The organism is Caballeronia sp. LZ062 (assembly GCF_031450785.1).
Taxonomy (GTDB): domain Bacteria; phylum Pseudomonadota; class Gammaproteobacteria; order Burkholderiales; family Burkholderiaceae; genus Caballeronia.
The window spans coordinates 633,831-658,090 of the sequence record NZ_JARTWB010000001.1 but is presented as its reverse complement, the minus strand read 5'-3'; the positions used below and the strand labels follow the sequence as shown (position 1 = coordinate 658,090).

Genomic DNA, 24,260 nt, shown 5'->3' with positions numbered 1-24,260 from the left:
TCGTTCGCTTCGCGCGGCGCAGCCGCATCGTTGCGCGCCGCCAGCTCGGTGGCGACACCGGCGGCACGAAAAAATGAACGCTGCTCGCGGGCGGTCTTACCAGTCGAACGCGCGCTTCTATACTTAAGAACACCCCACTTCACGACGCGCCGAGGACATCATGCTTCAAATGTCACGGCGACAGTTCCTCAAGGTTTCCGCGAGCACGCTCGCCGGATCGAGCCTGGCTGCACTGGGCTTCTCTCCGGCACCCGCACTCGCCGAAGTCCGGCAATACAAACTGTCGCGCACCACTGAAACGCGCAACACCTGTCCGTACTGTTCGGTCGGGTGCGGCATTCTGATGTACGGTCTCGGCGACAACGCCAAGAACGCGAAGGCCAGCATCATCCATATCGAAGGCGATCCCGACCATCCGGTCAATCGCGGCACGCTGTGCCCGAAGGGCGCATCGCTCATCGACTTCATTCATAGCCCGAGCCGCCTGATGTACCCCGAGTACCGCGCGCCGGGTTCTTCCGAGTGGAAGCGCATCTCGTGGGACGACGCGCTCGACCGCATCGCGAAGCTGATGAAGGAAGACCGCGACGCGAACTTCGTCGAAACGACGGCGGACGGCAAGAAGGTCAACCGCTGGCTCACGACGGGCATGCTTGCGGCGTCGGCGGGTAGCAACGAAGTCGGTTATCTGACGCACAAGACTGTCCGCAGTCTTGGCATGCTCGCATTCGACAATCAGGCGCGTGTCTGACATGGCCCGACGGTGGCAGGTCTTGCCCCGACGTTTGGCCGTGGAGCGATGACGAACCATTGGGTCGACATCAAGAACGCGGACGTTATTCTGGTGATGGGCGGCAACTCGGCCGAGGCACACCCGTGCGGTTTCAAATGGGTGACCGAGGCAAAGGCGCACAGAAAGGCGCGCCTGATCGTGGTCGATCCGCGCTTCACACGTACAGCTTCGGTCGCGGATTTCTACGCGCCGATTCGCACCGGCACGGACATCGCGTTCCTTGGCGGCGTCATCAACTATCTGTTGACGCACGACAAGATCCAGCACGAGTACGTGAAGAACTACACGGACATGTCGTTCATCGTGCGCGAAGACTTCGCGTTCAAGGACGGCACGTTCTCGGGCTATGACGCCGAGCATCGCAAGTACGACAAGACGAGCTGGGACTACGAGCGCGGCGACGACGGTTTCGTGAAGGTCGACCCGACGCTGCAGCATCCGCGCTGCGTCTACAACCTGATGAAGCAGCATTACGCCGCCTACACGCCCGAAATGGTGACGAAGGTGTGCGGCACGCCGACCGACAAGTTTCTGAAGGTCTGCGAGATGCTCGCATCGACGGCGCAGCCGAACCGCGCGGGCACCATCCTCTATGCGCTCGGCTGGACGCATCACTCGGTCGGCGCGCAGATGATCCGCACCGGCGCGATGGTGCAGCTTCTGCTCGGCAACATCGGCATTGCGGGCGGCGGCATGAACGCGCTGCGCGGTCACTCGAACATCCAGGGGCTGACCGACCTCGGCCTGATGTCCAACCTTCTGCCGGGCTACATGACCCTGCCGATGGAAGGCGAGCAGGATTACGAGCAATACATCACGAAGCGCGCGACGCAGCCGCTGCGGCCGAACCAGCTGAGCTACTGGAAGAACTATCGCGCGTTCCACGTGAGCTTCATGAAGTCGTGGTGGCGCGACAACGCCACCGCCGAGAACAACTTCGGCTTCGACTTCCTGCCCAAGCTCGATAAGTCCTACGACATGCTGCAGGTCTTCGAGCTGATGGCGCAGGGCAAGATGAACGGCTACATCGCGCAGGGCTTCAATCCGCTCGCCGCCGCGCCCAACAAGGCGAAGGTCGGCCTCGGGTTGTCCAAGCTGAAGTGGCTCGCCATCATGGACCCGCTCGCGACCGAAACGTCGGAGTTCTGGAAGAACCACGGCGAGTTCAACGACGTCGATTCGTCGAAGATCCAGACCGAAGTGTTCCGTCTGCCGACCACTTGCTTCGCGGAAGAGCGCGGCTCGCTCGTGTCTTCGTCACGCGTGCTGCAGTGGCACTGGCAAGGCGCGCAGCCGCCGGGCGAAGCGAAGAGCGACCTCGAGATCATGTCGGGACTGTGGTTGCGTATTCGCAAGGCGTATCAGGAGCAGGGCGGCAAGTATCCCGATCCGATCCTGAAGATGTCGTGGCCGTATGCCGACCCGGAAAGCCCGACGCCCGAAGAGCTCGCGATGGAGTTCAACGGCCGCGCGCTCGCCGACGTCACCGATCCGACCGACAAGACCAAGGTGCTCGCGAAGAAGGGCGAACAGCTCTCGAGCTTCGCCTTGCTGCGCGACGACGGTTCCACGGCGAGCGGATGCTGGATCTATTGCGGCGCGTGGACGCAGGCGGGCAATCAGATGGGCCGCCGCGACAACAGCGATCCGACCGGCATCGGCCAGACGCTGAACTGGGCGTGGGCGTGGCCGGTGAATCGCCGCGTGCTGTACAACCGCGCATCGTGCGATGTGAGCGGCAAGCCGTTCGATCCGTCGCGCAAGCTGATCGGCTGGAACGGAAAGGCATGGACCGGCGCGGACATTCCGGACTTCAAGGCGGACGAACCGCCGGAAAACGGCATGAATCCGTTCATCATGAATCCGGAAGGCGTGGCGCGTTTCTTCGCTCGCGACGGCATGAACGAAGGTCCGTTCCCTGTTCACTACGAACCGTTCGAGACGCCGCTCGGCTACAACCCGTTCTTCCCGAATGAGAAGAACGTCACGAGCAATCCGGCGGCGCGCGTGTTCCCGGACGACCGTGCGGCTTTCGGCACCGCCGATCAGTTCCCGCATACGGCCACTACGTATCGCCTGACCGAGCACTTCCACTACTGGACGAAGCACGTGAAGCTCAACGCGATCGTGCAGCCGCAGCAGTTCGTGGAAATCGGCGAGGACCTGGCGAAGGAAGTGGGCGTCGTCGCGGGCGATCGCGTGAAAGTGTCGAGCAATCGCGGGCACATCATCGCGGTGGCGCTCGTCACCAAACGCATCAAACCGCTGACCGTGGAGGGCAAGAAGGTGCAAACCGTCGGCCTGCCGCTGCACTGGGGCTTCAAGGGCCTGACGCAGCCGGGCTATCTCGTCAACACGCTGACGCCTTCCGTGGGCGACGGGAACTCGCAGACACCCGAGTTCAAGTCGTTCCTCGTGAAGGTCGAGAAGGCATAAGGAGACGAGAATGGCTCTGCAATCGCTCGATATCAAGCGCGTTTCCGCCACCACCACGCCGCCGCCGCAAGTCCGCGAGCCGGTCACGGGCACCGTCGCGAAGCTGATCGACGTGTCCAAGTGCATCGGCTGCAAGGCCTGCCAGACGGCGTGCATGGAGTGGAACGACCTGCGCGACGACGTGGGACACACGACCGGCATCTACGACAACCCGCGCGATCTCACCGAACATTCGTGGACGGTGATGCGCTTCACGGAGTACGAGAACCCGAAGGGCGACCTCGAATGGCTGATCCGCAAGGACGGCTGCATGCACTGCGAGGACCCGGGCTGTCTGAAGGCGTGTCCGTCGCCGGGCGCGATCGTTCAGTACACGAACGGCATCGTCGATTTCCACGAGGAAAACTGCATCGGCTGCGGCTACTGCGTGACCGGCTGCCCGTTCAACATTCCGCGCATCTCGAAGGAAGACAACCGCGCGTACAAGTGCACGCTCTGTTCCGATCGCGTCGCGGTCGGGCAGGAACCGGCGTGCGTGAAGACGTGTCCGACCGGCGCGATCATGTTCGGCACCAAGACCGACATGATCCAGCAGGCGGAAGACCGCGTGGAAGACCTGAAGGAGCGCGGTTTCGAGAACGCGGGTCTGTACAACCCGGCCGGCGTGGGCGGCACGCACGTCATGTACGTGCTGCATCACGCGGACCAGCCGGAGCTGTATCACGGGCTCGCGGAAAATCCGCGGATCAGTCCGCTCGTGTCGGTCTGGAAGGGTGTCACGAAGCCGCTCGCGGTCGCGGGCATGGCGCTCGCCGCGCTCGCCGGATTCTTCCACTACACGCGTGTCGGTCCGAACGAAGTGAGCGCGGAAGAGGAAGCCGAGGCACAGCGCGAGGTCGAAGCCGCACGCAACGAGAGGGAGCGTTCGAATGAAACACGATAGCGAATTGCGCGACGTGCGAGGCAACCGCCTGATCGTGCGCTACACGCCGAACGAGCGCACGAACCACTGGATCACCGCGATCAGCTTCGTGCTGCTCGCGTTGTCCGGGCTCGCGATGTTTCATCCGTCCATGTCGTGGCTCTATGCGATCTTCGGCGGCGGGCAATGGACGCGCATCCTGCATCCGTTCGTCGGCTGCGTGATGTTCCTCTCGTTCATGGTGCTCGCGCTGCGCGTGTGGCATCACAACCATCTGGACAAGAGCGACATCCAGTGGATGAAGCAGATCGACGACGTGCTCGCCAACCGCGAAGACCGCCTGCCCGAGATCGGCAAGTACAACGCCGGTCAGAAGCTCGTGTTCTACGTGATGGTGGCGAGCCTGCTGTTGCTGCTCGCTTCCGGCGTCGTGATCTGGCGCGCGTACTTCGCGTTCTACTTTCCGATCACGATCATCCGGCTCGCTGCGGTCGTGCACGCGGCCACGGCTTTCGTGCTGATTATGTCGATCATCATCCACATCTACGCAGGACTGTGGATCAAGGGATCGATCAGCGCGATGGTGCGCGGAACCGTGACGTATGGATGGGCGCGCAAGCACCATCCGCGCTGGTTCAAGGAAATCATCGGTAAGTAGGCGTCGCGGTCGCTCCGCGAAACGCCAGGGCAGTGATTCGAACCGCTCGCGCCTCGTTCAGGCCGGGCGGTTCTTCTTTGCACAGCACGATCCGCGCGACACAGCGCACACAGACGTGCGCCGTCTGAACGCTATCCGACAAGCTGTTATTCTTCTTTTCAGTGTGCCGCTTGCTCGGCACTGGAAGCACCAAAGCATTTCAAGGACGAACTCAAGTGGTCCAACGCATACTCGAATCCGCTGCATCGATCGAAGCTCTCGATCAGTCGGCCATTCCACGGCTGCGCATGCCTGAACGCGCAACGGTCTTCAGCGCGCGCGCCGCGCGCCTGCGCCAGCTTGCGGACGCAAGCCATCCCATCGCAGGCTATTTGCGCCTCATGGCGGCGCTCGCAGACGCACAGCAGCACGTGCTCGCGGACTTCAGCGCGCCGATGCCATCGCGCGAATCCATCGCGATCAATCAGCAGCATTCGATGCCCATCGTCCCCGCGCTCGGCGCCGACGAGCGCGATCCCGCATGGCGCGACGTGCTTTTCCTGCTGCTCGACCGCATCGAGGCCGCGGGCGCGCTCACGCCGCCGCTCGCGCAACTCGTCGCGCATTTGCGATCGATGCCGGCCGCCGCGCTCGACGCGCAAGCCGACGCCATTCTCGCGCTGCGTTTCGCGGAGATCGAGCCCGCCGCCGCGCCGTTCATCGTCGCGGCGCTGCAAGTGGTGTGGACGGACATCGCGAGCCGCATCGGCAGCTCGGAAGTGCCGTATATGGACACGTCCGGCGTGTGCCCCGTCTGCGGCACGATGCCGGTGGCGAGCGTCGTGCGCGTGGGCGGCGTCCACGAAGGCTATCGCTACGTGCAATGCGGGCTGTGTTCGACGGAGTGGCACGTCGTGCGCGCGAAGTGCTCGAATTGCGATTCAACGAAAGGCATCGCCTATCACGCGATGGACGGCTCGGAAGCCAGCACCGCGCAAACCGCTGAAGATGAGCAAGCCCGCGCCGAACGCGCGCGCAACGCGCCGCTGAAAGCGGAGTCGTGCGACGAATGCGGCACGTATCGCAAGATCGGCTATCAGGAGAAGGCGTACGACTTCGAGCCGTTCGCGGACGATCTCGCGAGCCTGACGCTCGATCTCCTGATGGGCGACGCAGGCTTCCGACGCCCCGCGCCGAATCCGTGGCTGTGGCCCGAACAGAGCGCGACGGACGAAGCAGGCGAAGCACAATGAGCGACGTGGCCGGCGGCGACGGAAGCGAACTGCGCGCGCTGATGGCGCGCGTGCCGTCGGTGGAGCGTGTGCTCGCATCGGCGGTATTCGAGCCGCTCATCGACGCCTACGGACGCACGCAGACGCTTGCCGCGCTGCGCGCGACGCTCGACGCATGGCGCGCCGACGCGCAGGCGGGCCGCGCATCCGTCGAGGCGCTCACGGAAACGATGCTCGGCCACGCCGTCGGTCTGCGGCTCGCGAGCCGCGCGCAAAGCCGCGTGCGCACCGTATTCAACCTGACGGGCACGGTGCTGCACACGAATCTTGGCCGCGCGTTGCTGCCGGACGAAGCCGTGCGCGCCGTCGCCGACGTGCTCACGCGTCCCGCGAATCTCGAATTCGACCTGGATACCGGCGCGCGCGGCGACCGCGACGATCTGATCAACGCGCTCATCTGCGAACTGACGGGCGCGGAAGCGGCGACTGTCGTGAACAACAATGCGGCGGCGGTGCTCCTGACTTTGTCGGCGCTCGCGCCGAGGAAAGAAGTGATCGTGTCGCGCGGCGAGCTCGTCGAAATTGGCGGCGCGTTCCGCATTCCGGACATCATGAGCCGCGCGGGCGCGAAGCTGCGCGAAGTCGGCACCACGAACCGCACGCATCTGAAGGATTACGAGGAAGCGATCAACGCGAAGACCGCGCTTCTCATGAAGGTTCATTGCAGCAACTACGCCGTGACCGGCTTCACCAAGGAAGTGACGACCGCCGAGCTCGCGCCGCTCGCGCGTGAACGCGGCTTGCCGGTCGCGGTCGACCTCGGCAGCGGCACGCTCGTCGATCTCACGCAATGGGGCCTGCCGCGCGAGGCGACCGTGCGCGAGACGGTGGAAGCCGGCGCGGACCTCGTCACGTTCAGCGGAGACAAGCTGCTGGGCGGTCCGCAAGCGGGTTTGATCGTCGGGCGCAAGGATCTCATTGCGAAGATCAAGAAGCATCCGCTCAAGCGCGCGCTGCGCGTCGGCAAGCTCACGCTCGCCGCGCTCGAAGCGGTGCTGCGCCTGTATCGCACGCCCGAGACGCTGCAAACCCGCCTTACGACGCTGCGCCTGCTCACGCGTCCCGCCGATGCCATGCGGCTTGCGGCCGAGCGCGTCCAGCCCGCGCTGCAGCGTCTGGCGGGCGACGCGTTCGCCGTGACCACCGAGCCGATGTTCAGCCAGATCGGCAGCGGCGCATTGCCGGTGGACGTGCTGCCGAGCTACGGGCTCGCGGTGCGGCTCGCGAACGGCAAGCGCGCGGGCGGGCAACTGAACCGCATCGAACGCAAGCTGCGCGCGTTGCCGCGGCCGGTGATCGGGCGCATCGCGGATGGCGCGCTCTGGCTCGACCTGCGTTGTCTCGAAGAAGCCGACGAAGCCGCATTCATCGCGCAACTCGACGGCCAAGGCCGGAGCGAAGACGCATGATCGTCGGGACGGCGGGGCATATCGACCACGGCAAGACCACGCTCGTGCGTGCGCTGTCCGGCGTGGACACGGACCGCCTGAAGGAAGAGAAGGCGCGCGGCATTTCCATCGAGCTCGGCTACGCGTATGTGGCGCTCGCGGATGGCGGCATGCTCGGCTTCATCGACGTGCCGGGCCACGAAAAGCTCGTGCATACGATGGCGGCGGGCGCGAGCGGCATCGACTTCGCGCTGGTCGTCATTGCAGCGGACGACGGCGTGATGCCGCAGACGCGCGAGCATCTCGCCATTCTCGAACTGCTCGGCGTGACGACGGGCGCGGTGGCGTTGACGAAGACTGATCGCGTCGACGAAGCCCGCGTGCGCGAAGTCCACGCGCAAATCGGAACGCTGCTCGCGCCGACGCCGCTCTGCGATGCGCCGATCTTCGACACCAACGCCACTGCCGCCGACGATCCCGGCGTGGCCGCGCTGAACGCGCATTTGCGCGAGGCCGCCGCGCACTGGCGCACGCGCCGCGACGACGGCTTTTTCCGCCTCGCGGTCGATCGCGTGTTCACGCTGTCGGGGCAAGGCACCATTGCGACAGGCGCGGCGTTCGCGGGCCGCGTGAGTGTGGGCGACGTGCTCGCGCTCGCGCCGCGCGAATCGGCGAGCGAAGTGCGCGTGCGCAGCATCCACGCGCAGAATCGCCCGGCGGAGGCGGGCCGCGCGGGCGAGCGTTGCGCGCTCAATCTCGCGGGCATCGACAAAGGCGCGCTCGCACGCGGCGATTGGATCGTCAATGCGCGCATCGCGAAAGCGTCGGAGCGGCTCGACGTCGAACTCACGCTGCTTGCCGATGCCGGGCTCACGCTCGCGCACTGGACCCCGCTGCACGTGCATCTGGGCACCACGCATCGCGTGGCGCACGTCGCGCTCCTGGAAGCGGATACGTTGGCGGCGGGGCAGTCGGCGCGCGTGCAGCTCGTCTTCGATCAACCGGTATGCGCGTTGCCGGGCGACCGCTTCATCGTGCGCAATGCGCAGGCGAGCCGCACCGTCGGCGGCGGTCGCGTGCTCGATCCGTTCGCGCCCGCCCGCAAGCGCCGCACGCCGCAGCGCCGCGCGTGGCTCGACGCGCTGACCGCATGGCTCGACACGAACCGCGCCGATGCGCTTTTCGACCAGTCGCCGTACGGCCTGCCGCGCTCGCTCGTGGAGCATTTGTGCGGGCGGCCGGCGGAATCGGTCGCGCTGCCGGACGGCTTGCGCCGCGTGTCTCTGTCCGACGACGCGCTATTCATCGCCGCCGCGCATTGGGACGCGCTCGCGGCGCGTCTCACGGACGCGCTCGCCGCTTTCCACGAACGCTTTTCCGACGAGCAAGGCCCCGACGCCGCGCGTCTGCGCCGCATGGCCGCGCCGCTCGCATCGGGTGCGCTGTGGCGCGCCCTGATCGACGATGCCGTCGCGCGCGGGACCGTTGCGCGGAGCGGGCCGTGGCTGCATCTGCCGTCGCATACGGTGGCGCTTGATGCCGCCGAAGAATCGCTCGCCAAAGCGGTGCTGGCGTCCATCGAACGCGGGCGCTTCGATCCGCCGTGGGTGCGCGACCTCGCGCGCGAACATGGCGCGCAGGAAGACGACATGCGGCGCCTCTTGCGCAAGCTCGCGCGGCGCGGCGACGTGTTGCAGGTCGTGCGCGATCTCTTCTATTCGCGCGTCGCCATCGCCGAACTCGCGCGGCTTGCGGCCGAACACGCAAGCACTCGAAATGGAGTGGCCAGCGGTATCGGCGCAGCGGAGTTTCGCGATGCAAGCGGTCTCGGCCGCAAACGCGCAATTCAGGTTTTGGAGTTCTTCGACCGGGTTGGTTACACTCGCTTTCACCGCGACTTGCACCTGTTGCGCACCGACAGCCGCTGGCACGAGCCGGTCTGAGCGGCTCCCGCCACGCCCTTTGCGCTTTTTGCGCCAGGCGAACCGATGGAGCATTCCTACTACGCGCTGCTGCATCTGCTGTCGGGCCATCCGGAATGGACGCTGGCGGTCGTGCTGCTCGCGTCGTTTCTCGAATCCGTCGCATTCATCGGCACTTTCGTGCCCGGCAGCACCGCGATGTTCATCGCCGGCGCGCTCGTCGGCGCGGGGGCGCTGAACCTCGGCTGGGTATTCGTCTGCGCGATCGCAGGCGCCATTGCCGGCGACGCCGCGAGCTTCTGCTTCGGCGCGCGCTATGCCGATGTCATCGCGCAGATGTGGCCTTTTCGCCGCCATCCGGGCGCGCTTGCAGCCGGCAAACGATACTTCCACGCGCACGGCGCGAAAAGCGTGGTGCTGGCGCGCTTCGTTGCGCCGATGCGCGCCGTGGTGCCGGTCGTCGCGGGACTGTCGGGCATGACGCCCGCGCGCTTTTTGGCCGTCAACGTCCTGAGCGCGCTCGTCTGGGCGCCGCTGCATATTTTGCCGGGCGTGGTGTTCGGCGCGTCCATCGAACTGGCGGGCGCGGTGTCGATCCGGCTCGTCGTCATTCTCGTGGCCGTGACGGCGCTCGGATGGCTCGTCTTCAATCTGGCGCGGGTGATCGTGGGGCACGCGAAGGGCTGGACGCTCGCATCGCGCGCTGCGCTGCTCGCGTGGGCGCAGCGCGGCGACGGCGCGGCGGCGCGCGTCGTGTCGCGCGCGCTCGATCCCGCCAATCCCGCGACCGCGCTTATCGTGGGCATTTCGGTGCTGCTGCTCGCCTCGGCGATGGCCTTTTTCTACGTGATGTCCAACGTGGCGCGCGGATCGTCGCTCGTGCAGGTGGATGTCTCCGTCTACCGGCTGCTGCAATCGTTCCGCTCGACGTGGGCCGATTCGATCCTCGATGCCGCCGCCGCGCTCGGCAGCACGCCGACGTTGCTCGCGGTCGCGGCGACGGTGGTCGTCTGGATGGTCTTCGAGCGGCGCTGGCGCACGGTCGCGTACTGGGTCGTCGCGGTCGTCTTCTCCCGATTGCTCGTCGGGGCGATCCGCCTGACGGCGCATCACGCGTTGCCGCTCTCGTTCGCGCCGGTCGAACACACGTTTCCGAGCCCGCATCTGGCGGCGACCGTCATCATTTACGGCTTCCTCGCGTTTCTGCTGCTGCGCCGCGTGGGTATGCTGACCGGCGTGTGCATCGCGACGGCGACGTCGGGCATCGTGACGGCAGTCGCGCTCGCGGGGCTCTACTTCGGACGCTTCACCATTTCCGATGCGCTCGGCGGCACGGCGCTCGCCGCCATGTGGGTGTTCCTCGTCGCGCTGACCGCCGTGTGGCGGCATCCCGGCAAGCCCAGGCGCCGTCCGTTGATGCCTTTCGCGGTGCTCGCCGTGATCTGCGCGAGCGTCGGATTGCAGTTGAGCGACGACACGCAGGCGCACAGCGCGCCGCCCGCCACCGTCGTCATCACGCCGATCCAGTGGATGGACACCTTCTGGCGCACGTTCTCCTGTTACCGGTCGAGCATGGACGGCGACCGCCGCGAGCCGATCACCGTGCAATGGGCCGCGACGCCCGCCGAGATCCGCGCGCAGCTTGCCAGCCGGGGATGGGCGGAAGGCAAAGGGCTGACCATGAAAAGTGTGATGTCGGTGGTTTCGCCCAACGCGCCCGCAACCGCGCTGCCGGTGCTGCCGCGCCTGAACAATGGCGAGCCGTCGAAGCTCGTGTTCACGCGCTCGTATCGCGGCCCGGACGAGCGTGACGTGCTGCGTTTCTGGCAGACGCGCTACGTCCTGAAAGAACGCGCGGACGCCGCGCCCACGCCCATCTGGCTGGGCTCGGTCGTTCACGAGCGGCTGCGGCGTCCGTCCTGGCCGTTCAACGTGCTGCGCCCGGACCGGCGCGTCGATCCGATGGCGTTCGAGCGCGGCGACGCGTCGAGCTGGCACGGCATCGAAATTGCGAACAGCGCGGGGTGCGGCAGTGTGCCGGTGATGCTGGTCCAGTCGAGGCCCCAATGATTTTCCGAAGCGATTGCCGATGCGTTCACCGCAGAGGTCGCTCTTGATCCAAATTCCGCCATCGGCGATTGCCCAGTGGGGCGCGGCCGCGGTCTTCGGCAACGTGCTGTTGACGCGTCTCGGCGTGCCGCTGCCGTCGGCGCCGTTGCTCGTCTTTGCCGGAACGTTGATCGCGAGCGGGCGGCTGTCGCTCTGGCATGTGCTCGTCGCGGCCGTCTGCGGCGCGTTGCTCGGCGACAGCGTGTGGTTTTCGGCGGGGCGCATCTACGGGCGGCGGCTCGTGGCCGCGCTCGCGCGCCGCTCATATGCGGTTGATTCCGGCATCCGCACGACGAGCGAACTCTTCGAACGGTACGGCGCCCCGATCATCGCGTTATCGAAGTTCGTGCCGGGGCTCGGACTCGTCACGCCGCCGCTGATGGGCACGACGCGCATTGCCCCGCTCGTCTTCTTCCTGTGGGATGCGGCGGGCATCGGGGCGTGGTCGGCGTTCTGGGTGCTGGGCGGCGCGTTGTTTCAGCGGCAATTGCACTTCGCGCTCGTTGAGTTGCAGATGCACGGGGCGACCGTGATCGACTTGCTCGCGCTGCTTGCGTTGTTGTACTGCGCGTACCGCTTCCTGCGACGACGCACGCCAGGCCGGCCGCGCGACGATGCGCGCTGACGCGTGCGGTTCGCCTTGGGCAGCTATAATCGAGGGCTTCGTTCTGTTGCCTCATTCTTTTCTTCGGCCGGGGAAGGCATCCGTATCCGGTGGTGCGGCTGGGCTTCAAACCCAGTTGGGGGTGTCAGACACTCCCAGGTAGGTTCGACTCCTGCTGCCTTCCGCCATTCGCTCTCAGCGCGAGAGAAATGGTCGTCTGTCTCGTTGCGCGAAGCCTGGCGTCCTTCATCGATAATGACGTGCGCAGCCAGTTCTAAAGCTTCCTGCCACTTTGCCGTAATTGCATTGACACGTCGTCGGCGCTCGGCCGAATGAATGGACGCACACACGCAGAAGCGCCGTCTTTACCGCTATCTTCAAACTCCACCAAGCAAATACAGAGATGTCTGCCGCATTGGACTTCGATCACAGCAAATGGTACGAAGCACCGGGGGTCCTGGCGCGCTTTCTCGGCGATGCCATTGCAGCGGAACTGCGGCACCTGCGGCCGGGAGGCGCGACGCTCCAACCATTTCCCTGGTCGCCGGAACTGAGTATGGGAGAAGACGGCCTCGGTCTGGATTCGATCGAACGGCTTTCCATTGCGACATCTCTCTCCGAACTGATTCAGCTCGACAAGAGCGGACGTGACGAAGCGCTCTTGAACCAGCGCGACTTCGGCGAATGGCTCGACGTCGCCGCCAGTGGATTGAAGGAGTACAGCGCTCAACTGGTTTTCCGAACTTCGGGCTCGACTGGCAAGCCGAAACGATGTGCTCACGCATTGGCGGACCTCGAGCGAGAGGCCGAACACCTCGCCACGATTCTGGCCGGAACGCGCCGCGTCCTTGCGGCGGTTCCGGCGCATCACATCTACGGCTTTCTGTTCACCGTGCTGTTGCCGTTTGAGTTGAGCGGCATCGAGGTCATTGACGTCCGGCATGTTACGCCGTCGGCATTGCCGCGCATGATGGCACCGGGCGACGTTCTCGTCAGCCATCCGGCGCACCTGGCGCTCGTTGCCCGCTTCACAGACTCACTTCCTCGGGGCGTATCGGCGCTGACATCGACCGCGCCGTGTCCAGCGGAGCTCGCGCAAGCCCTCACCGCCGAAGGCGCCTTCGACCGCGTGCTGGAGATATATGGAAGCTCGGAAACGGCTGGCGTCGGCGTGCGCGAGGCACCTGCGTCCGATTTTCAGCTGATGCCTTTCTGGACGCGAGACGCTGCGGACGCCACTCGGCTCGTCCACCGCGCGCACGACCGCGGTGAAAGAAGCGTGACGCTGCAAGACCATCTGCAATGGATCACTGAGGATAGCTTCATAGTGAGTGGCCGACGCGACAACGCTGTACAGGTGGCGGGCACGAACGTCTTTCCCGCGCGCGTGCGTGAAGCGCTTCTGCAACATCCTCACGTCGATGATGCCGCCGTCCGTTTAATGGACCCGAGCGAGGGTGCGCGGCTGAAGGCGTTCGTTGTTCCTTCAGCGGGTGTAGACGTCGAACGGCTTGCAATCGACCTTCAGCGATGGACAGTGGCACGACTATCCGCGCCGGAGCGGCCAAAGAGCTTTACGTTCGGTGCACGGCTCCCTCTGAGTGATTGCGGCAAGGACTCGAACTGGTGCGTGTAGCCGGCAACGCACGAACTCAACGACGCTCAACCTATGGACATGCCGCAACGCGATCCCTACCACAGCCGCCTGAAAAGGATCGGACGATAAAGTATTCGAAGCTGCTGCCGTTATAAATTGCGAGCGACTATCCTTCACGCGGAGACAAGACTAATGGCTAGCCAGTCTACCTTTGAGAGTACTTTCGATTCTGTGTTATTCGACGACCTCGTTGCAGCCGGTGAATCCGGGCTCGATGAACTCGCGTTCGGGGTCATCGGGTTCGACGCGGCGTATGCCGTGACTCATTACAACGCTGTCGAGTCATCGAGCGCCGGGCTGAGTGCCACGCGCGTTCTCGGCAGGCATCTGTTCGAAGAAGTGGCGCCGTGCATGAACAACTTCATGGTGGCCCAACGGTTCGAAGACGAAGCTGAACTGGACGAAGTAGTGCCGTACGTCCTGACGCTGCGCATGAGGCCGACACCGGTCCAACTGAGGCTCATGAAGTCCGGTCGCAGCGGAACGCGTTTCTTGCTCGTGCAACGTCAGAGCAGCAAGTGAACGTCATGACTACCGTGGACGGCGTTTGCGAAGCGGAGCACGAGGCGCTGCTATCGTTCATGTACATGTCGCCCATCGGCATCATTCGGAGTGGCTTGAATGGCGACGTCGACATGCTCAACCCGGTCGCCGTCCAGCTGCTCATGCCGGTTGCGGGGCGCATGGGTGTGGGTAACGTCTTCGAGAGCCTGACGAACGTCGCACCGGAATTGCGCAATCTCGTGTCGAGCTTTTCGGCCGAGCGAGGTCGAGTGTGCGAAGGTCATCGAATCGTGATTGCGCCGAGCGCCGATCGTCCGACGGTACTGTCATGCAACATCATCAAGGTCAACAGCAGTACCTTGATGATGACGCTCTCCGACATTTCCCGTCAGGTCGAGGCCGAGCGCCGCGCGAGACAGCATGAATCGTGGCTCGCGGGGATCTATACGAGCGTCAACGATTTCGCCTTCTTTACGCTCGACTCGGCCGGCCGTATCGACAGTTGGAACGGGTCCGTCGAGCAACTGACAGGCTTCGGCGCCGACGAGGTGCTCGGCCATACGCTGGACCTCTTTTATGCGCCCGAGACTGTCGATTCGTATTGCAGCCCCGAACACATTTCGCTGACACGCGAAGAAGGTTGGCACATTCAGGAGCGCTGGTGTGAAAGCAGAGAGGGCCGCCGCTATGCGGCGCAGATTCTGGTTGCCGTACTGCGCGAAGACAACGGCGAGATTGCGGGCTACTCGGTCGTTATACGCGACGTGTCCGAACGCAAGATTTCGAGCGACGAACTCACTCGCCTTCTGACGACCGACCACTTGACCGGCGCTGTGAATCGCGCGCATTTCTTCAAGCTCGCCGAGAAGGAGCTTGCGAGAGCGAGGCGATTGGGAAAGCCCTTGTCTTGCGTGATGATCGATGCCGATCACTTCAAGCGGATCAACGACACAGCCGGGCATCAGACGGGCGACCTCGTTCTGACGCAGATCGTTCAAAAGGCAAAAGCGAACCTGCGGTCGATCGACGTGCTGGCTCGCCTCGGCGGCGAAGAGTTTTGCCTGATGCTTCCGGGTACGTCCAGCGACGAGGCGCTTGTCATCGCGGAACGTGTGCGCGCAACCATCGCGGACGCCAAGATCGATACAGGCGCCGGCCCAGTACGGGTGACGGTGAGCGCGGGCATTGCATCCGTGACCGATTCGACGTCTTCCGTGAACGACTTGCTCGCGGCAGCGGATAAAGCACTCTATGCCGCCAAAACGGCGGGTCGGAACCGCGTGGAACTGGGTTAAGGGCAGGCATTTTTTGTGCGCTCACTCTGCGCAATCGTTCCTGACATGTTTTTCTGGTTGTCGAGGACCTAGAAAGCTCGACGCATGAGAATGAGTAAAGATCAATGCAACGGCGTGGCCGCATCACGCCTCGAATCCGACGATGCCTTCACATCGCGTGGCGTGAGAAGCGACGATGCTCATTGCGAGCAACCCGTGGAGGAGGCTCTTAAGCCTTCAGCCGACTCCGTTTCCGTGAACGAAGCGTTGATGGAGTTTCTGTATCGGGCGCCGATAGGGCTTCTACAGATTTCCGCGACCGGGGTGATCGAGATGATCAACCCGATGTCGGCGCGATTGCTGATGCCACTGTCGCCGGATGGAAACCTCGTCAACCTGTTCGACGTGCTGGAGGCGGTAGCGCCGCAATTCCGGCGCATGGTCCAGCAATACACGGCGCCTGCTGGTCCTGTCTGCGACGCAGTACGCATCACGGTTCCACGCGCTTTCAAGCGCAACGCTTCCTCGCAGGTCCTGTCGGTCAGTTTGCTCAAGCTCGACGAAAACCACCTGATGGCAATGGTGAGCGATGTAACGCTTGAGTCGCAGCGCGAGCAGTCTGTTCTGGACAAAAAGCTCGGCGAGGCGGCACGCCTGGACAAGCTGACCATGATGCCGAACCGCACCTCGATATGTGAGTTCATCGAGAACAATTCCTTGCATCGGGATGCAGACCGGCGCCCTCATTTCGGCGTCCTCTTCATCAATTGTGATCGCTTCAAGCAGATCAACGACTCTCTCGGTCACTCCGCGGGCGACGAAGTCCTGGCGGAAGTCGCAAATCGATTGATGACGACGATGCGTCTACCTGATGCGCAGAATCGCCAACATGACAGCGGCCTGCTCGCGGGTCGGCTCGGGGGCGACGAGTTCGTCGTGGTGATCGGCGAGCCACGATCCGAGTCGGACGTTCACTCGCTTGCGGATCGGCTACTGGCTGTGCTGAGTGAGCCGTACCGCATTGCCGATCAACACTTGCACCTGAGCGTCAGCATCGGGATCGTCCACTCGACTACCTCGAGCGCGCACCCCGACGCAATCCTTCAGGACGCCAGTATCGCAATGGTCGAGGCTAAACGTCGCGGTGGAGCCCGTTATGTGAGCTTCGAGCCTTCCATGCACGAGCGGGCGGCGCGCCGGGCGCAGATGGAAAACGACCTGCGTCGCGCGATCGTCAATCAGGAGTTGTTTGTCGTTTATCAACCGGTAGTCATGCTGGCATCGACCGTCGATCGGTCGTCTTTTCCGCCGCACGCCGCTGCTGTCGAAGCACTGGTGCGGTGGCGTCACCCGGTCCGGGGCGTCGTGCCGCCGGTAGAGTTCATCGGCGTGGCGGAGGAATGCGGCTTGATCGGCGCGTTGGGTGAATTCGTGCTGGACACCGCGTGCCGTCAGTTCGTCGCATGGAAGAGAGAGCTGGGGCGGCTCGCGCCCCGCTTGCTGGCGGTCAACCTGTCTCGCGCACAGTTGAACGAGGAAGGATTTGTCGCCTATGTTTCTCGCACGTTGCGGGAGAGCGGCATGGCCCCTGCCGAGCTTCAACTCGAAGTGACGGAGAGCCTCGCTGCGCAGGATGAATCCGTTCAGGCCACGTTGCGGCAGCTTCAGTTGCTCGGACTGACCTTGGCGCTCGACGACTTCGGAACGGGCTATTCTTCGCTGTCGAGCCTGCATCAGCTACCCGTCGCGACGGTCAAGATCGATCGATCGTTTGTCAGTCAGGCAGAGCAGAGCGCGCATCACCGGGTATTGATCGAAGCAACCGTTCGTGTGGCGGCCAGCCTCGATATGAACACCGTTGCAGAGGGCGTCGAAACAGAGGCACAGGCATCCGTGGTTCGTTCGCTCGGCTGCGAGAAAGGCCAGGGCTATTTCTTCAGCAAGCCGCTTGTGTCCGAGGATCTCGTCGAGTGGTTGAAGAGCAATGACGCGTGACCAATCTCGCTCGCGCGCTTCATCTGTCCTCAGACGTCTGAAAGTTCGAGACCGCGCCGTCCGTTCATGAGCGCGTGAGAGCAGGACCGATTACGACGCAGACCTCTGAGCCGCAAGACGGCCATTGCGCTGCTCGAAACGAGCGCTGGCGACGCGGTTTCGGCCGCGTGCCTTCGCGTCGTAAAGCGCGGCGTCTGCCGCTTCCAACAAGCCTTTCGCGGTCTGGCGCGAGCCGGGGTCCATGCAAGCGTGGCCAATCGAGATCGTGACCACAGCACCTGTCTTCGGGGCCGGCAACGACGCGCTTTCGACTGACGCGCGAAGCCCCTCGGCGACCGCGAGACCGGCTGCCGCCTCACACGCCGGAAGTACGACGACGAATTCCTCACCGCCATAGCGGGCAACGAAATCGCCGGTGCGCCGCAGTGCCCCGGTCAGCGCCTGCGCGACTTTCTTCAGGCAGTCATCGCCAGCCAGATGCCCGAAGGTGTCGTTGTAGGCTTTGAAGTGATCGACGTCGATCAGCAGCACGCAGAGCGGATAGCCGGAAGAGGCGGCGAGCGCGTGCTCGCGAGCGTAGCGCTCATCGAAATAAGCGCGGTTGAACACGCCTGTGAGTCCATCGCGTGCCGAACTTTCGATTAGCTTCATGTGAGCGTCGCTGAGCTCGCGGTAGAGGCCGCTCGTCTCATAGATGAGCATGCCGAGCACGGCACTCGACGAGAGCATCGAGGCGACGCGCGCGGCGTACCAACCAACGCTGTACCGGGCGCCCGCCGTCAGTGTGAGCGTCACGTCGATCAGCGCGGCCAGCAACGCGACCGCCAGCCACAGGTCCATCAATGAGCGAAGGCGCGTGGTCGAAACATGCAGGCCGAGCGCTGCGAGACACGTCGCTTCGACAATGAGCGCGGCGGGGCTGCGCGATAGGTCCGAATAGGAACCGCCCGATGCCACCACCACCGGCAGATGGTCCTTGCCCACGATGGCCACCGCCGCACAGCCGACTGCGAGCAATAACGCCCCGAACAGCGCCACGCGTCCCGGCGTGCGATCGCGCAGGCTCGGAGCCCAGGACCGCGCAGCTAAAGAGACGGTAACGAGGGCCGGAAATCCGCCATGCCAGAACACCCAGATCCAGACAGCGGTTTGCGCACCGGCGCCCAGCACGCCGCCTGGAGAAAAGACGCCGGGAAAAACGACCAGTTGGAGCGCCGCGATCAGGCTGACAAACGCATACGCGCCGCTTAGCGTGGCGAACAGCAGGCGCCCGGAAATCCGGTACTGCGTCCAGAGCAGGAACGCCGTGAGACCTTCTGTGAGGGTGACCCACGTCGCGAAAATCGGCAAGAACGGGACGATGACTGCGCCCGGCTCCTTGGCGTGGGGCCAAACCAAGCAGGCGCCGATAAGCGCGATGGCTGCGGTAGCAGCCGCAGTCAGGCGGTCGCGCCCGGACGATGAAAGGTGGATGAGCGAAGTTTGCACTACAGATCCTCGGGCTGGTCGGCACTGCGTCGAACCATAAGCAGAGAACGGCAATTATCCCCGATTCTTGAGGCCGACTCCCTGAAAGCGGAAAAAGCTGCGTTGCGCGAGGCGAAGATCGGCGCTGTCTTGGCGGCAGACCCGTCACGAACCGAGCGACAAAGGCTGGACTAGTCAGCGGTAGGGGTTATGCGTCATGGCCGGTCAGTCAGGACTAGACTGATTAATCAACTGGAGTCAGTCATGAAAGAGTTCGTGTTTGTCTTCGCAGCCTTGAGTCTGACGACGCAATCTGCTCTGGCTCAGTCCCACCAGAGTCCGGAAACCGATATGCGTGCGCAGCAAAATGATCCGAAGCTGATGCCGAGCGCGCCCCTTGGCAGCCAGTACCCCTCGCATGGCAATGTTCAGGCTGGCGAGTTGAACCTGAACCCTGCCGATCCGCGCGCCCAGATGGTCAACGGCCTGCCTAACAACGCGAACGACGGCGGCTATGGCGCGCCGCTGGCCGGCAATAAGGCGAACGTTACGCCTCGCGATTGAGCGGAGTCGCATCAGCGAGGCTTGTCTCCGATGCCCGCTTTTGCGCGGAGGGATGTACTCATGTCTTGTCAGCGACGGCCAGCATTGCCCGGCCGATTGGCTCGGTCATTCGTGGATGCCTTGTGCAGTACTCGCAATGCTGGGACTGATGTACTGGGCCGGTCAATCTTCCGGAAGCAAAGACCGACGCGTTGTGTCTACGGGATGAACGACTGTGTAGCCGTGAATACACATCACGGGCGCGAGATCGAACGCGGGATGACGTCAAAGAAACTCAAGCACTGAGTGCGCAATAAGGGCGGCCGCTGTCCCAAGCGCCGCGAGCCAACTGAGCGCCCGTAGCGTCCAGTGCGCGGCTAGGTCGCCTACGGCTTCACGGCTCGAACTGAGCAAGACAAGTAGAACGAGAACGGGTGTCACTGTCATGCCGTTGAGCACGGCGCTCCAGTAAAGCGCCCGCACCGGGTCGATATGAAAAAACGCAAGCGCCACGGCGACCGCCATGCCAAGCATCATGGTCGCGACGAGCAGCCAGGCGATCCGCGTGTCGCGCCGTTCGCCGGTTTCCCAGTTGAACGAGCTTGCGGCCGCCTGCGCAGCAGACCCCGCCAGCGGCGGAAGCGCGAGAAGTGCCGATCCGAAAAGCGCGAGTGCGAGAACGTGGCCCGCATAGCTGTGCGCGAGCGGCTCGAGCACGCGGTCCAGTTGCACCGTGTCGCCGGGTGGCGTCGACTGCATGAGATGCAGCGTCGCCGCCGCCGCGATCATCACGCATACGGAGACTGCATTGGACAGGAGCGTTCGAAGCAGTATATCGCGGCGCATTCCGCCCATCTTTCGATCCAATGCCTGCCGGCGCGACGCCTCGTTCTCTCCGACGTCCCGCGCTTCCTGTTCGGCTTGCGCGAACATCAGATAAGGACTGACAGTCGTGCCTAACACCGCGATCAACATCGTCATATAGTTTTCCGACCAGACGACGCGCGGAACGAACAGACGCCTCGCAACCGCATGCCACGGCACATCGACCAGGAGAAGGACGCCGGCATACGCGAACATTGCGAGCGTCAGCCACTTGAGGAACTTGGCGTAGCGTGCATAGGCGATGCTCCATTGCAGAGCGAGCGATGCGCATCCCGACAGCAACGTGAGCAATACGAGAGATCCACCGCTCAAGGCCCGCAGCGCGGCGCCCATGGCGAGCACATCGACGGCAATATTGAACGTATTGGCAATGAGAAAGCGTGCGACGGCAAAGTAAAAGAACGGAGGCCAGTCGTGCTGGCGCATGTTCGCAGTGAGGCCTCGCCCCGTGATCGCGGCAATGCGCGCGGCGATGAGTTGCAGCGCGACGGTCGACGGATAGGAGAGCACGCAGACCCATAGTTGATCGAAGCCATACCAGGCGCCTGCGAGCGTATAAGTGGCGATGCCGCTGGGATCGTTGTCCGAGGCAATCGTCGTGAGTCCCGGGCCGACGTGCGCCGCCCACGAATGCGCTCGGCGCCCGCTTGCGTGCGTGTCACTCTTCGCAGCCGACTTGTTATGAGGAAAAAACATGGCGAACTTGTGGGCGTTTCAGACGCGCGTCCGCATGAATCGTTCCTACCGCGTAACGGCCGACGGTCAGCGTTCGTGCCTGCCTTGCGGGGCTTGTTAGAATCTGCCAGCTTCCTTTATCGGCTCTCCCAATGAAAGCTCGACCTCTCGCATCCGCATTCGCAACGACCAGTCTTTTCGGTTCGGCGTGTGCGCCATTGTGCGCATTCGCTGCCGATGACTCGGTGCAGACCATCGTCATGGTTCGGCACGGCGAAAAGCCCGATCAAGGACTCGGACAGCTTTCTTGTCAGGGATTGAATCGGGCGCTGGCTTTACCGCGAGTCATCGAAACGAAGTACGGCCGACCAGACGGCATCTTCGCTCCCGATCCGGCGAAACAGAAGAAAGACCGCGGGACGAAATACGACTATGTGCGTCCTCTCGCGACCATCGAGCCGACGGCCATTTATTTTGGTTTGCCCGTCAACGCATCGCTCGGCTTCAAGGAAGTGGACAAGCTCGCCGATACCTTGCTTGCGCCGACCTACCGCAACTCGCTAGTGGTCGTTGCGTGGGAGCACGCGCTCATCGAGGAGACGGCGCGGCGCATCGTCAAACGGTTAGGCGGAGACGCGTCGAGCGTGCCGGCATGGGCCAGCGCGGACTTCGACAGCATCTATGTCGTGCGCGTCAGTCATCGCGCCGGGGATCCCGCTGTGTCATTCGCCGTCGAACAAGAAGGATTGAATGGTCAATCGACATCCTGTCCGACGCGATGAGACAGCTCAAAGCTGAAGGAAGGCGAAGACGGAAACGCCTAGTCCCGCAGCACCCATGAGCCCTGCAAGCCAGAAGAGCTTGCGGCTGCCCGTGAGCGAGGTGATGGCCGCGAGCGAGATGGCGACGCTCAGCCAGGCGAGCGCCTGCCCGAACAAATGCTGCGGATGCTCTTTCGCCTCGGAACGGCGATTCGATTCTTCGACCTCTTTCTCCAGCTCGCGCGCCTTGGCCAAAATCTCCTTCTTCCGGTCTTCGTACTTGGCGATCTCGTTCCGATAGAACGCTTGCCGTTCTCGAGGCGCCAGCTCGGCCGCCAACTCCATCAAGTGCCCTTTGCTGGATTGCGCCTGATAGTAGCTCCACTGGTCACTCGCCTTACTCTGCAAGAGCACGGCATCGTTCTTGAAGATCAGCGCCTGCGTTTGCAAGACGCCTTCCTCATAATGAAGAAGCCCCGACAACGCCGCAAGGATTGCAGTAAAGACGGCTACCCAACGCGACAGCGGATCGCCGGCATGAGCGGCATGTTCGACAAGATGGTCGTGCGGTGCGTGTTCATGGGACATGAGAATCGACGCGGCAGCGAGAAGCGATGCCCTTGGATTGGAGACTTCGCGATCTTATCGCAACGCACATTGAACGCGCAGAGAAGAAAGCCTTATATCGGAGTGAAGGAGCCTACTTTTTCAGTGCCGCGTCCGTCTGCTTCGCAAGCAGAAGATGCTCGCGCAAGGTCTCGACACCGTCGCCAGCAAGCTTGCGCACGTCCTCATCGCTGGCATGTACCGCCTGGTCGCTGAAGAGCTTGATATCGGACTCGTGGTCAGAAACGTTATGCTTCATGAAGAGGCTGTCGAACGCATGGCCGCTGAGCGGCTTTAGCGCAATGTAAGTCGCACGTTGAGTCACGGAAATCTTGTCGGGCATGCGATAGCCCTTTTGCTTCGCGAGCGCGAGTATCCGGTCATCCATCGCCTGATGATCCTGAATCATGCGCTTCGCGAACGCTTGCACCGCCGGATCGTGCGACGATTTCAGCGCAAGCTGACAAGTCTCGATTTCCGCGCGGCCATCCTGTAGCGCATCGGCGAGGAACTTTTCGGCGTTGTCGCTCGTGGCCGCCTGCGTCAGCGAAGCCGACGCCGCCATCACCGCGAATAACGTCGCACCGCAAACGGCGATCAAACGCTGCCGGCCGGCGCGAAGCACGAAAGATCTCTGTACGTCCATCTTGCATTCTCCCTGTTTGTCCCTCCGACGACGCTTGCCCGGCCGCGCTGTGAGGCTCTTCGAAGACAGCAAGATGTATTCCGCACGCCACGAGGCCACGCAAAAGGCGGGCGCTTCAGACCGCCTTGAGCACATGCAGATCGTAATCACTGTAAGAAGTCGACGAAGCCGACGCGACACGTGCATCCAGCTTCGCGACAAGCTTTTTTGCTTCACGCATCGACAAATAACGCAGACAGCACGCGCGCAAAAAGGACGCGAAGTTAGTCGGCATCTCGCCGCGCAACGCGACGAGTCCGTCGTTGAGTTTCTCGGCGAACTGGCTGGTGGTGCAGAGCATTTCCACTGATGCGCTGGTTCCGGCGCATTGAAAGGTCGAACCGCAAGGGACGCGTGCGGTGCGTGGTCGACGCCTCGCGAATGTGCTGATGGCAGCGTGATCGCGAGTTGGCGATAATGATCGTCAACCGCGAAGAAGGAGGGCGAAGATGGAAAAGGCCGAATGGTTCTTCGACGTTGTATCTCCGTTTTCTTATCTGGCTTTTCACAGCCTGGAAACGCTGCGCGACAAGCTCGACATCCGGCCTGTGCCCATTCTTTTCGCCGCGCTGCTCAAGCACTGGGGAACGTTGGGACCAGCCGAGCTTCCCTCGAAGCGCATTCATACGTATCAATTCTGCGTCTGGCTCGCAAGACGGCAAGGTATTCCATTCAAGATGCCGCCGCGTCATCCGTTCAATCCGCTCGCCGCGCAACGCCTGCTCGTGTCTTTGGGCTCGAAACATGACGATGTCGGGAAGGCGCTCGACCTCGTTTTCGCCGATGGGCGTGATCCCGAATTCGACTTCCCGGCGCTCGCGGAGCGATTGGGTGTCGACGATGCAGAACAACGCGCCGCATCGGCGGACGCGAAAAGGCAACTCCGGGACAATACGCAGCGCGCAATCGATCTCGGCGTCTTCGGCGTGCCGACGCTGATCCTGCGTGGCCGGCTATTCTGGGGAAGCGATACGATTAGGTGGGCTGATGAATTCTGTTCGCGGCCCGAGCTGTTCGATGATCCCGAGTATGCGGCGGCCGCGCGCACCGAGGTCGGAGTGCGGCGAGGCGAGCGCTGAACGTCGGCTTTGCGCGCCGCCTGCAG

19 protein-coding genes, 1 tRNA gene and 1 pseudogene are annotated in these 24,260 nt (G+C 63.4%); 16 read left to right on the top strand and 5 right to left on the bottom strand.

All coding sequences use genetic code 11. The features are described 5' to 3' along the window. The first annotated feature begins 160 nt into the window (after nucleotides 1-160). The 13 genes from fdnG to P9239_RS03020 all read left to right on the top strand — a co-directional run bounded on the left by fdnG (nucleotide 161) and on the right by P9239_RS03020 (nucleotide 17,533). Nucleotides 161-3,229, top strand: a complete 3,069-nt coding sequence (fdnG, locus tag P9239_RS03080) for a formate dehydrogenase-N subunit alpha (protein ID WP_309749031.1) — start codon at nucleotides 161-163, stop codon at nucleotides 3,227-3,229. Nucleotides 3,230-3,239: 10 nt separating this feature from the next. Further along, nucleotides 3,240-4,172 (top strand): formate dehydrogenase subunit beta, encoded by a 933-nt coding sequence (gene fdxH, locus P9239_RS03075; RefSeq protein WP_309749030.1) that lies wholly within the window; start codon nucleotides 3,240-3,242, stop codon nucleotides 4,170-4,172. Then, on the top strand, nucleotides 4,159-4,809 hold the full coding sequence (locus tag P9239_RS03070) for a formate dehydrogenase subunit gamma (protein ID WP_309749029.1): 651 nt from the start codon (nucleotides 4,159-4,161) through the stop codon (nucleotides 4,807-4,809). The genes fdxH and P9239_RS03070 overlap by 14 nt, the downstream gene beginning before the upstream one ends. A gap of 215 nt (nucleotides 4,810-5,024) precedes the next feature. Beyond that, nucleotides 5,025-6,041, top strand: coding sequence for a formate dehydrogenase accessory protein FdhE (gene fdhE, locus P9239_RS03065; protein ID WP_309749028.1), 1,017 nt, complete (start codon nucleotides 5,025-5,027; stop codon nucleotides 6,039-6,041). Beyond that, a complete protein-coding gene (gene selA / locus P9239_RS03060) occupies nucleotides 6,038-7,489 on the top strand; it encodes an L-seryl-tRNA(Sec) selenium transferase (protein WP_404980167.1) in 1,452 nt (483 codons plus the stop codon). The genes fdhE and selA overlap by 4 nt, the downstream gene beginning before the upstream one ends. Beyond that, entirely contained in the window at nucleotides 7,486-9,411 is a 1,926-nt protein-coding gene (gene selB, locus P9239_RS03055) for a selenocysteine-specific translation elongation factor (protein ID WP_309749027.1), read from the top strand. The genes selA and selB overlap by 4 nt, the downstream gene beginning before the upstream one ends. Nucleotides 9,412-9,456: 45 nt before the next feature. Continuing rightward, on the top strand, nucleotides 9,457-11,460 hold the full coding sequence (locus P9239_RS03050; RefSeq protein ID WP_309749026.1) for a VTT domain-containing protein: 2,004 nt from the start codon (nucleotides 9,457-9,459) through the stop codon (nucleotides 11,458-11,460). A 43-nt stretch (nucleotides 11,461-11,503) separates the two neighbouring features. Next, complete coding sequence (locus P9239_RS03045; RefSeq protein WP_309749025.1) at nucleotides 11,504-12,124, top strand: DedA family protein; 621 nt, start codon at nucleotides 11,504-11,506, stop codon at nucleotides 12,122-12,124. A gap of 71 nt (nucleotides 12,125-12,195) precedes the next feature. After that, nucleotides 12,196-12,291, top strand: a tRNA-Sec gene (locus P9239_RS03040). A gap of 215 nt (nucleotides 12,292-12,506) precedes the next feature. Next, nucleotides 12,507-13,739, top strand: coding sequence for an AMP-binding protein (locus tag P9239_RS03035; protein WP_309749024.1), 1,233 nt, complete (start codon nucleotides 12,507-12,509; stop codon nucleotides 13,737-13,739). Nucleotides 13,740-13,892: 153 nt separating this feature from the next. Then, nucleotides 13,893-14,282, top strand: coding sequence for a phosphonate transporter (locus P9239_RS03030; protein WP_309749023.1), 390 nt, complete (start codon nucleotides 13,893-13,895; stop codon nucleotides 14,280-14,282). A gap of 5 nt (nucleotides 14,283-14,287) precedes the next feature. After that, the gene (locus tag P9239_RS03025; RefSeq protein ID WP_309749022.1) at nucleotides 14,288-15,559 is read left to right on the top strand and encodes a diguanylate cyclase; all 1,272 of its coding nucleotides are present in this window, start codon (nucleotides 14,288-14,290) and stop codon (nucleotides 15,557-15,559) included. 90 nt (nucleotides 15,560-15,649) lie between these two features. Further along, nucleotides 15,650-17,533 carry an EAL domain-containing protein gene (locus P9239_RS03020; RefSeq protein ID WP_309749021.1) on the top strand — a complete coding sequence of 628 codons (1,884 nt, stop codon included), beginning with the start codon at nucleotides 15,650-15,652 and terminating at the stop codon, nucleotides 17,531-17,533. Nucleotides 17,534-17,623: 90 nt separating this feature from the next. On the opposite strand, the gene P9239_RS03015 is transcribed toward P9239_RS03020, so the two are convergent. Then, nucleotides 17,624-19,021, bottom strand: coding sequence for a sensor domain-containing diguanylate cyclase (locus P9239_RS03015; protein WP_309749020.1), 1,398 nt, complete (start codon nucleotides 19,019-19,021; stop codon nucleotides 17,624-17,626). 243 nt (nucleotides 19,022-19,264) lie between these two features. Here P9239_RS03015 and P9239_RS03010 point away from each other — a divergent pair, with 243 nt between their 5' ends. Continuing rightward, nucleotides 19,265-19,564, top strand: coding sequence for a hypothetical protein (locus P9239_RS03010; protein WP_309749019.1), 300 nt, complete (start codon nucleotides 19,265-19,267; stop codon nucleotides 19,562-19,564). Between the two features lie 264 nt (nucleotides 19,565-19,828). On the opposite strand, the gene P9239_RS03005 is transcribed toward P9239_RS03010, so the two are convergent. Next, nucleotides 19,829-21,124 carry a divalent metal cation transporter gene (locus P9239_RS03005; protein WP_309749018.1) on the bottom strand — a complete coding sequence of 432 codons (1,296 nt, stop codon included), beginning with the start codon at nucleotides 21,122-21,124 and terminating at the stop codon, nucleotides 19,829-19,831. Nucleotides 21,125-21,348: 224 nt separating this feature from the next. Between P9239_RS03005 and P9239_RS03000 the strand changes: the two genes are divergently transcribed. Continuing rightward, entirely contained in the window at nucleotides 21,349-21,885 is a 537-nt protein-coding gene (locus P9239_RS03000; protein ID WP_309749017.1) for a histidine phosphatase family protein, read from the top strand. A 6-nt stretch (nucleotides 21,886-21,891) separates the two neighbouring features. Here the strand turns inward: P9239_RS03000 and P9239_RS02995 are convergent, their stop codons facing one another. The 3 genes and pseudogenes from P9239_RS02995 to P9239_RS02985 form a co-directional block, all read right to left on the bottom strand. Then, complete coding sequence (locus P9239_RS02995; RefSeq protein ID WP_309749016.1) at nucleotides 21,892-22,452, bottom strand: DUF4337 domain-containing protein; 561 nt, start codon at nucleotides 22,450-22,452, stop codon at nucleotides 21,892-21,894. 112 nt (nucleotides 22,453-22,564) lie between these two features. Then, nucleotides 22,565-23,116, bottom strand: a complete 552-nt coding sequence (locus P9239_RS02990) for a DUF4142 domain-containing protein (RefSeq protein ID WP_309749015.1) — start codon at nucleotides 23,114-23,116, stop codon at nucleotides 22,565-22,567. A 115-nt stretch (nucleotides 23,117-23,231) separates the two neighbouring features. Continuing rightward, nucleotides 23,232-23,447, bottom strand: a pseudogene (locus P9239_RS02985) (hypothetical protein); the annotation flags it as partial. Nucleotides 23,448-23,604: 157 nt separating this feature from the next. On the opposite strand from P9239_RS02985, the gene P9239_RS02980 reads away from it, so the two are divergent. Next, nucleotides 23,605-24,234 carry a DsbA family protein gene (locus P9239_RS02980; RefSeq protein WP_309749014.1) on the top strand — a complete coding sequence of 210 codons (630 nt, stop codon included), beginning with the start codon at nucleotides 23,605-23,607 and terminating at the stop codon, nucleotides 24,232-24,234. Nucleotides 24,235-24,260 lie beyond the last annotated feature (26 nt).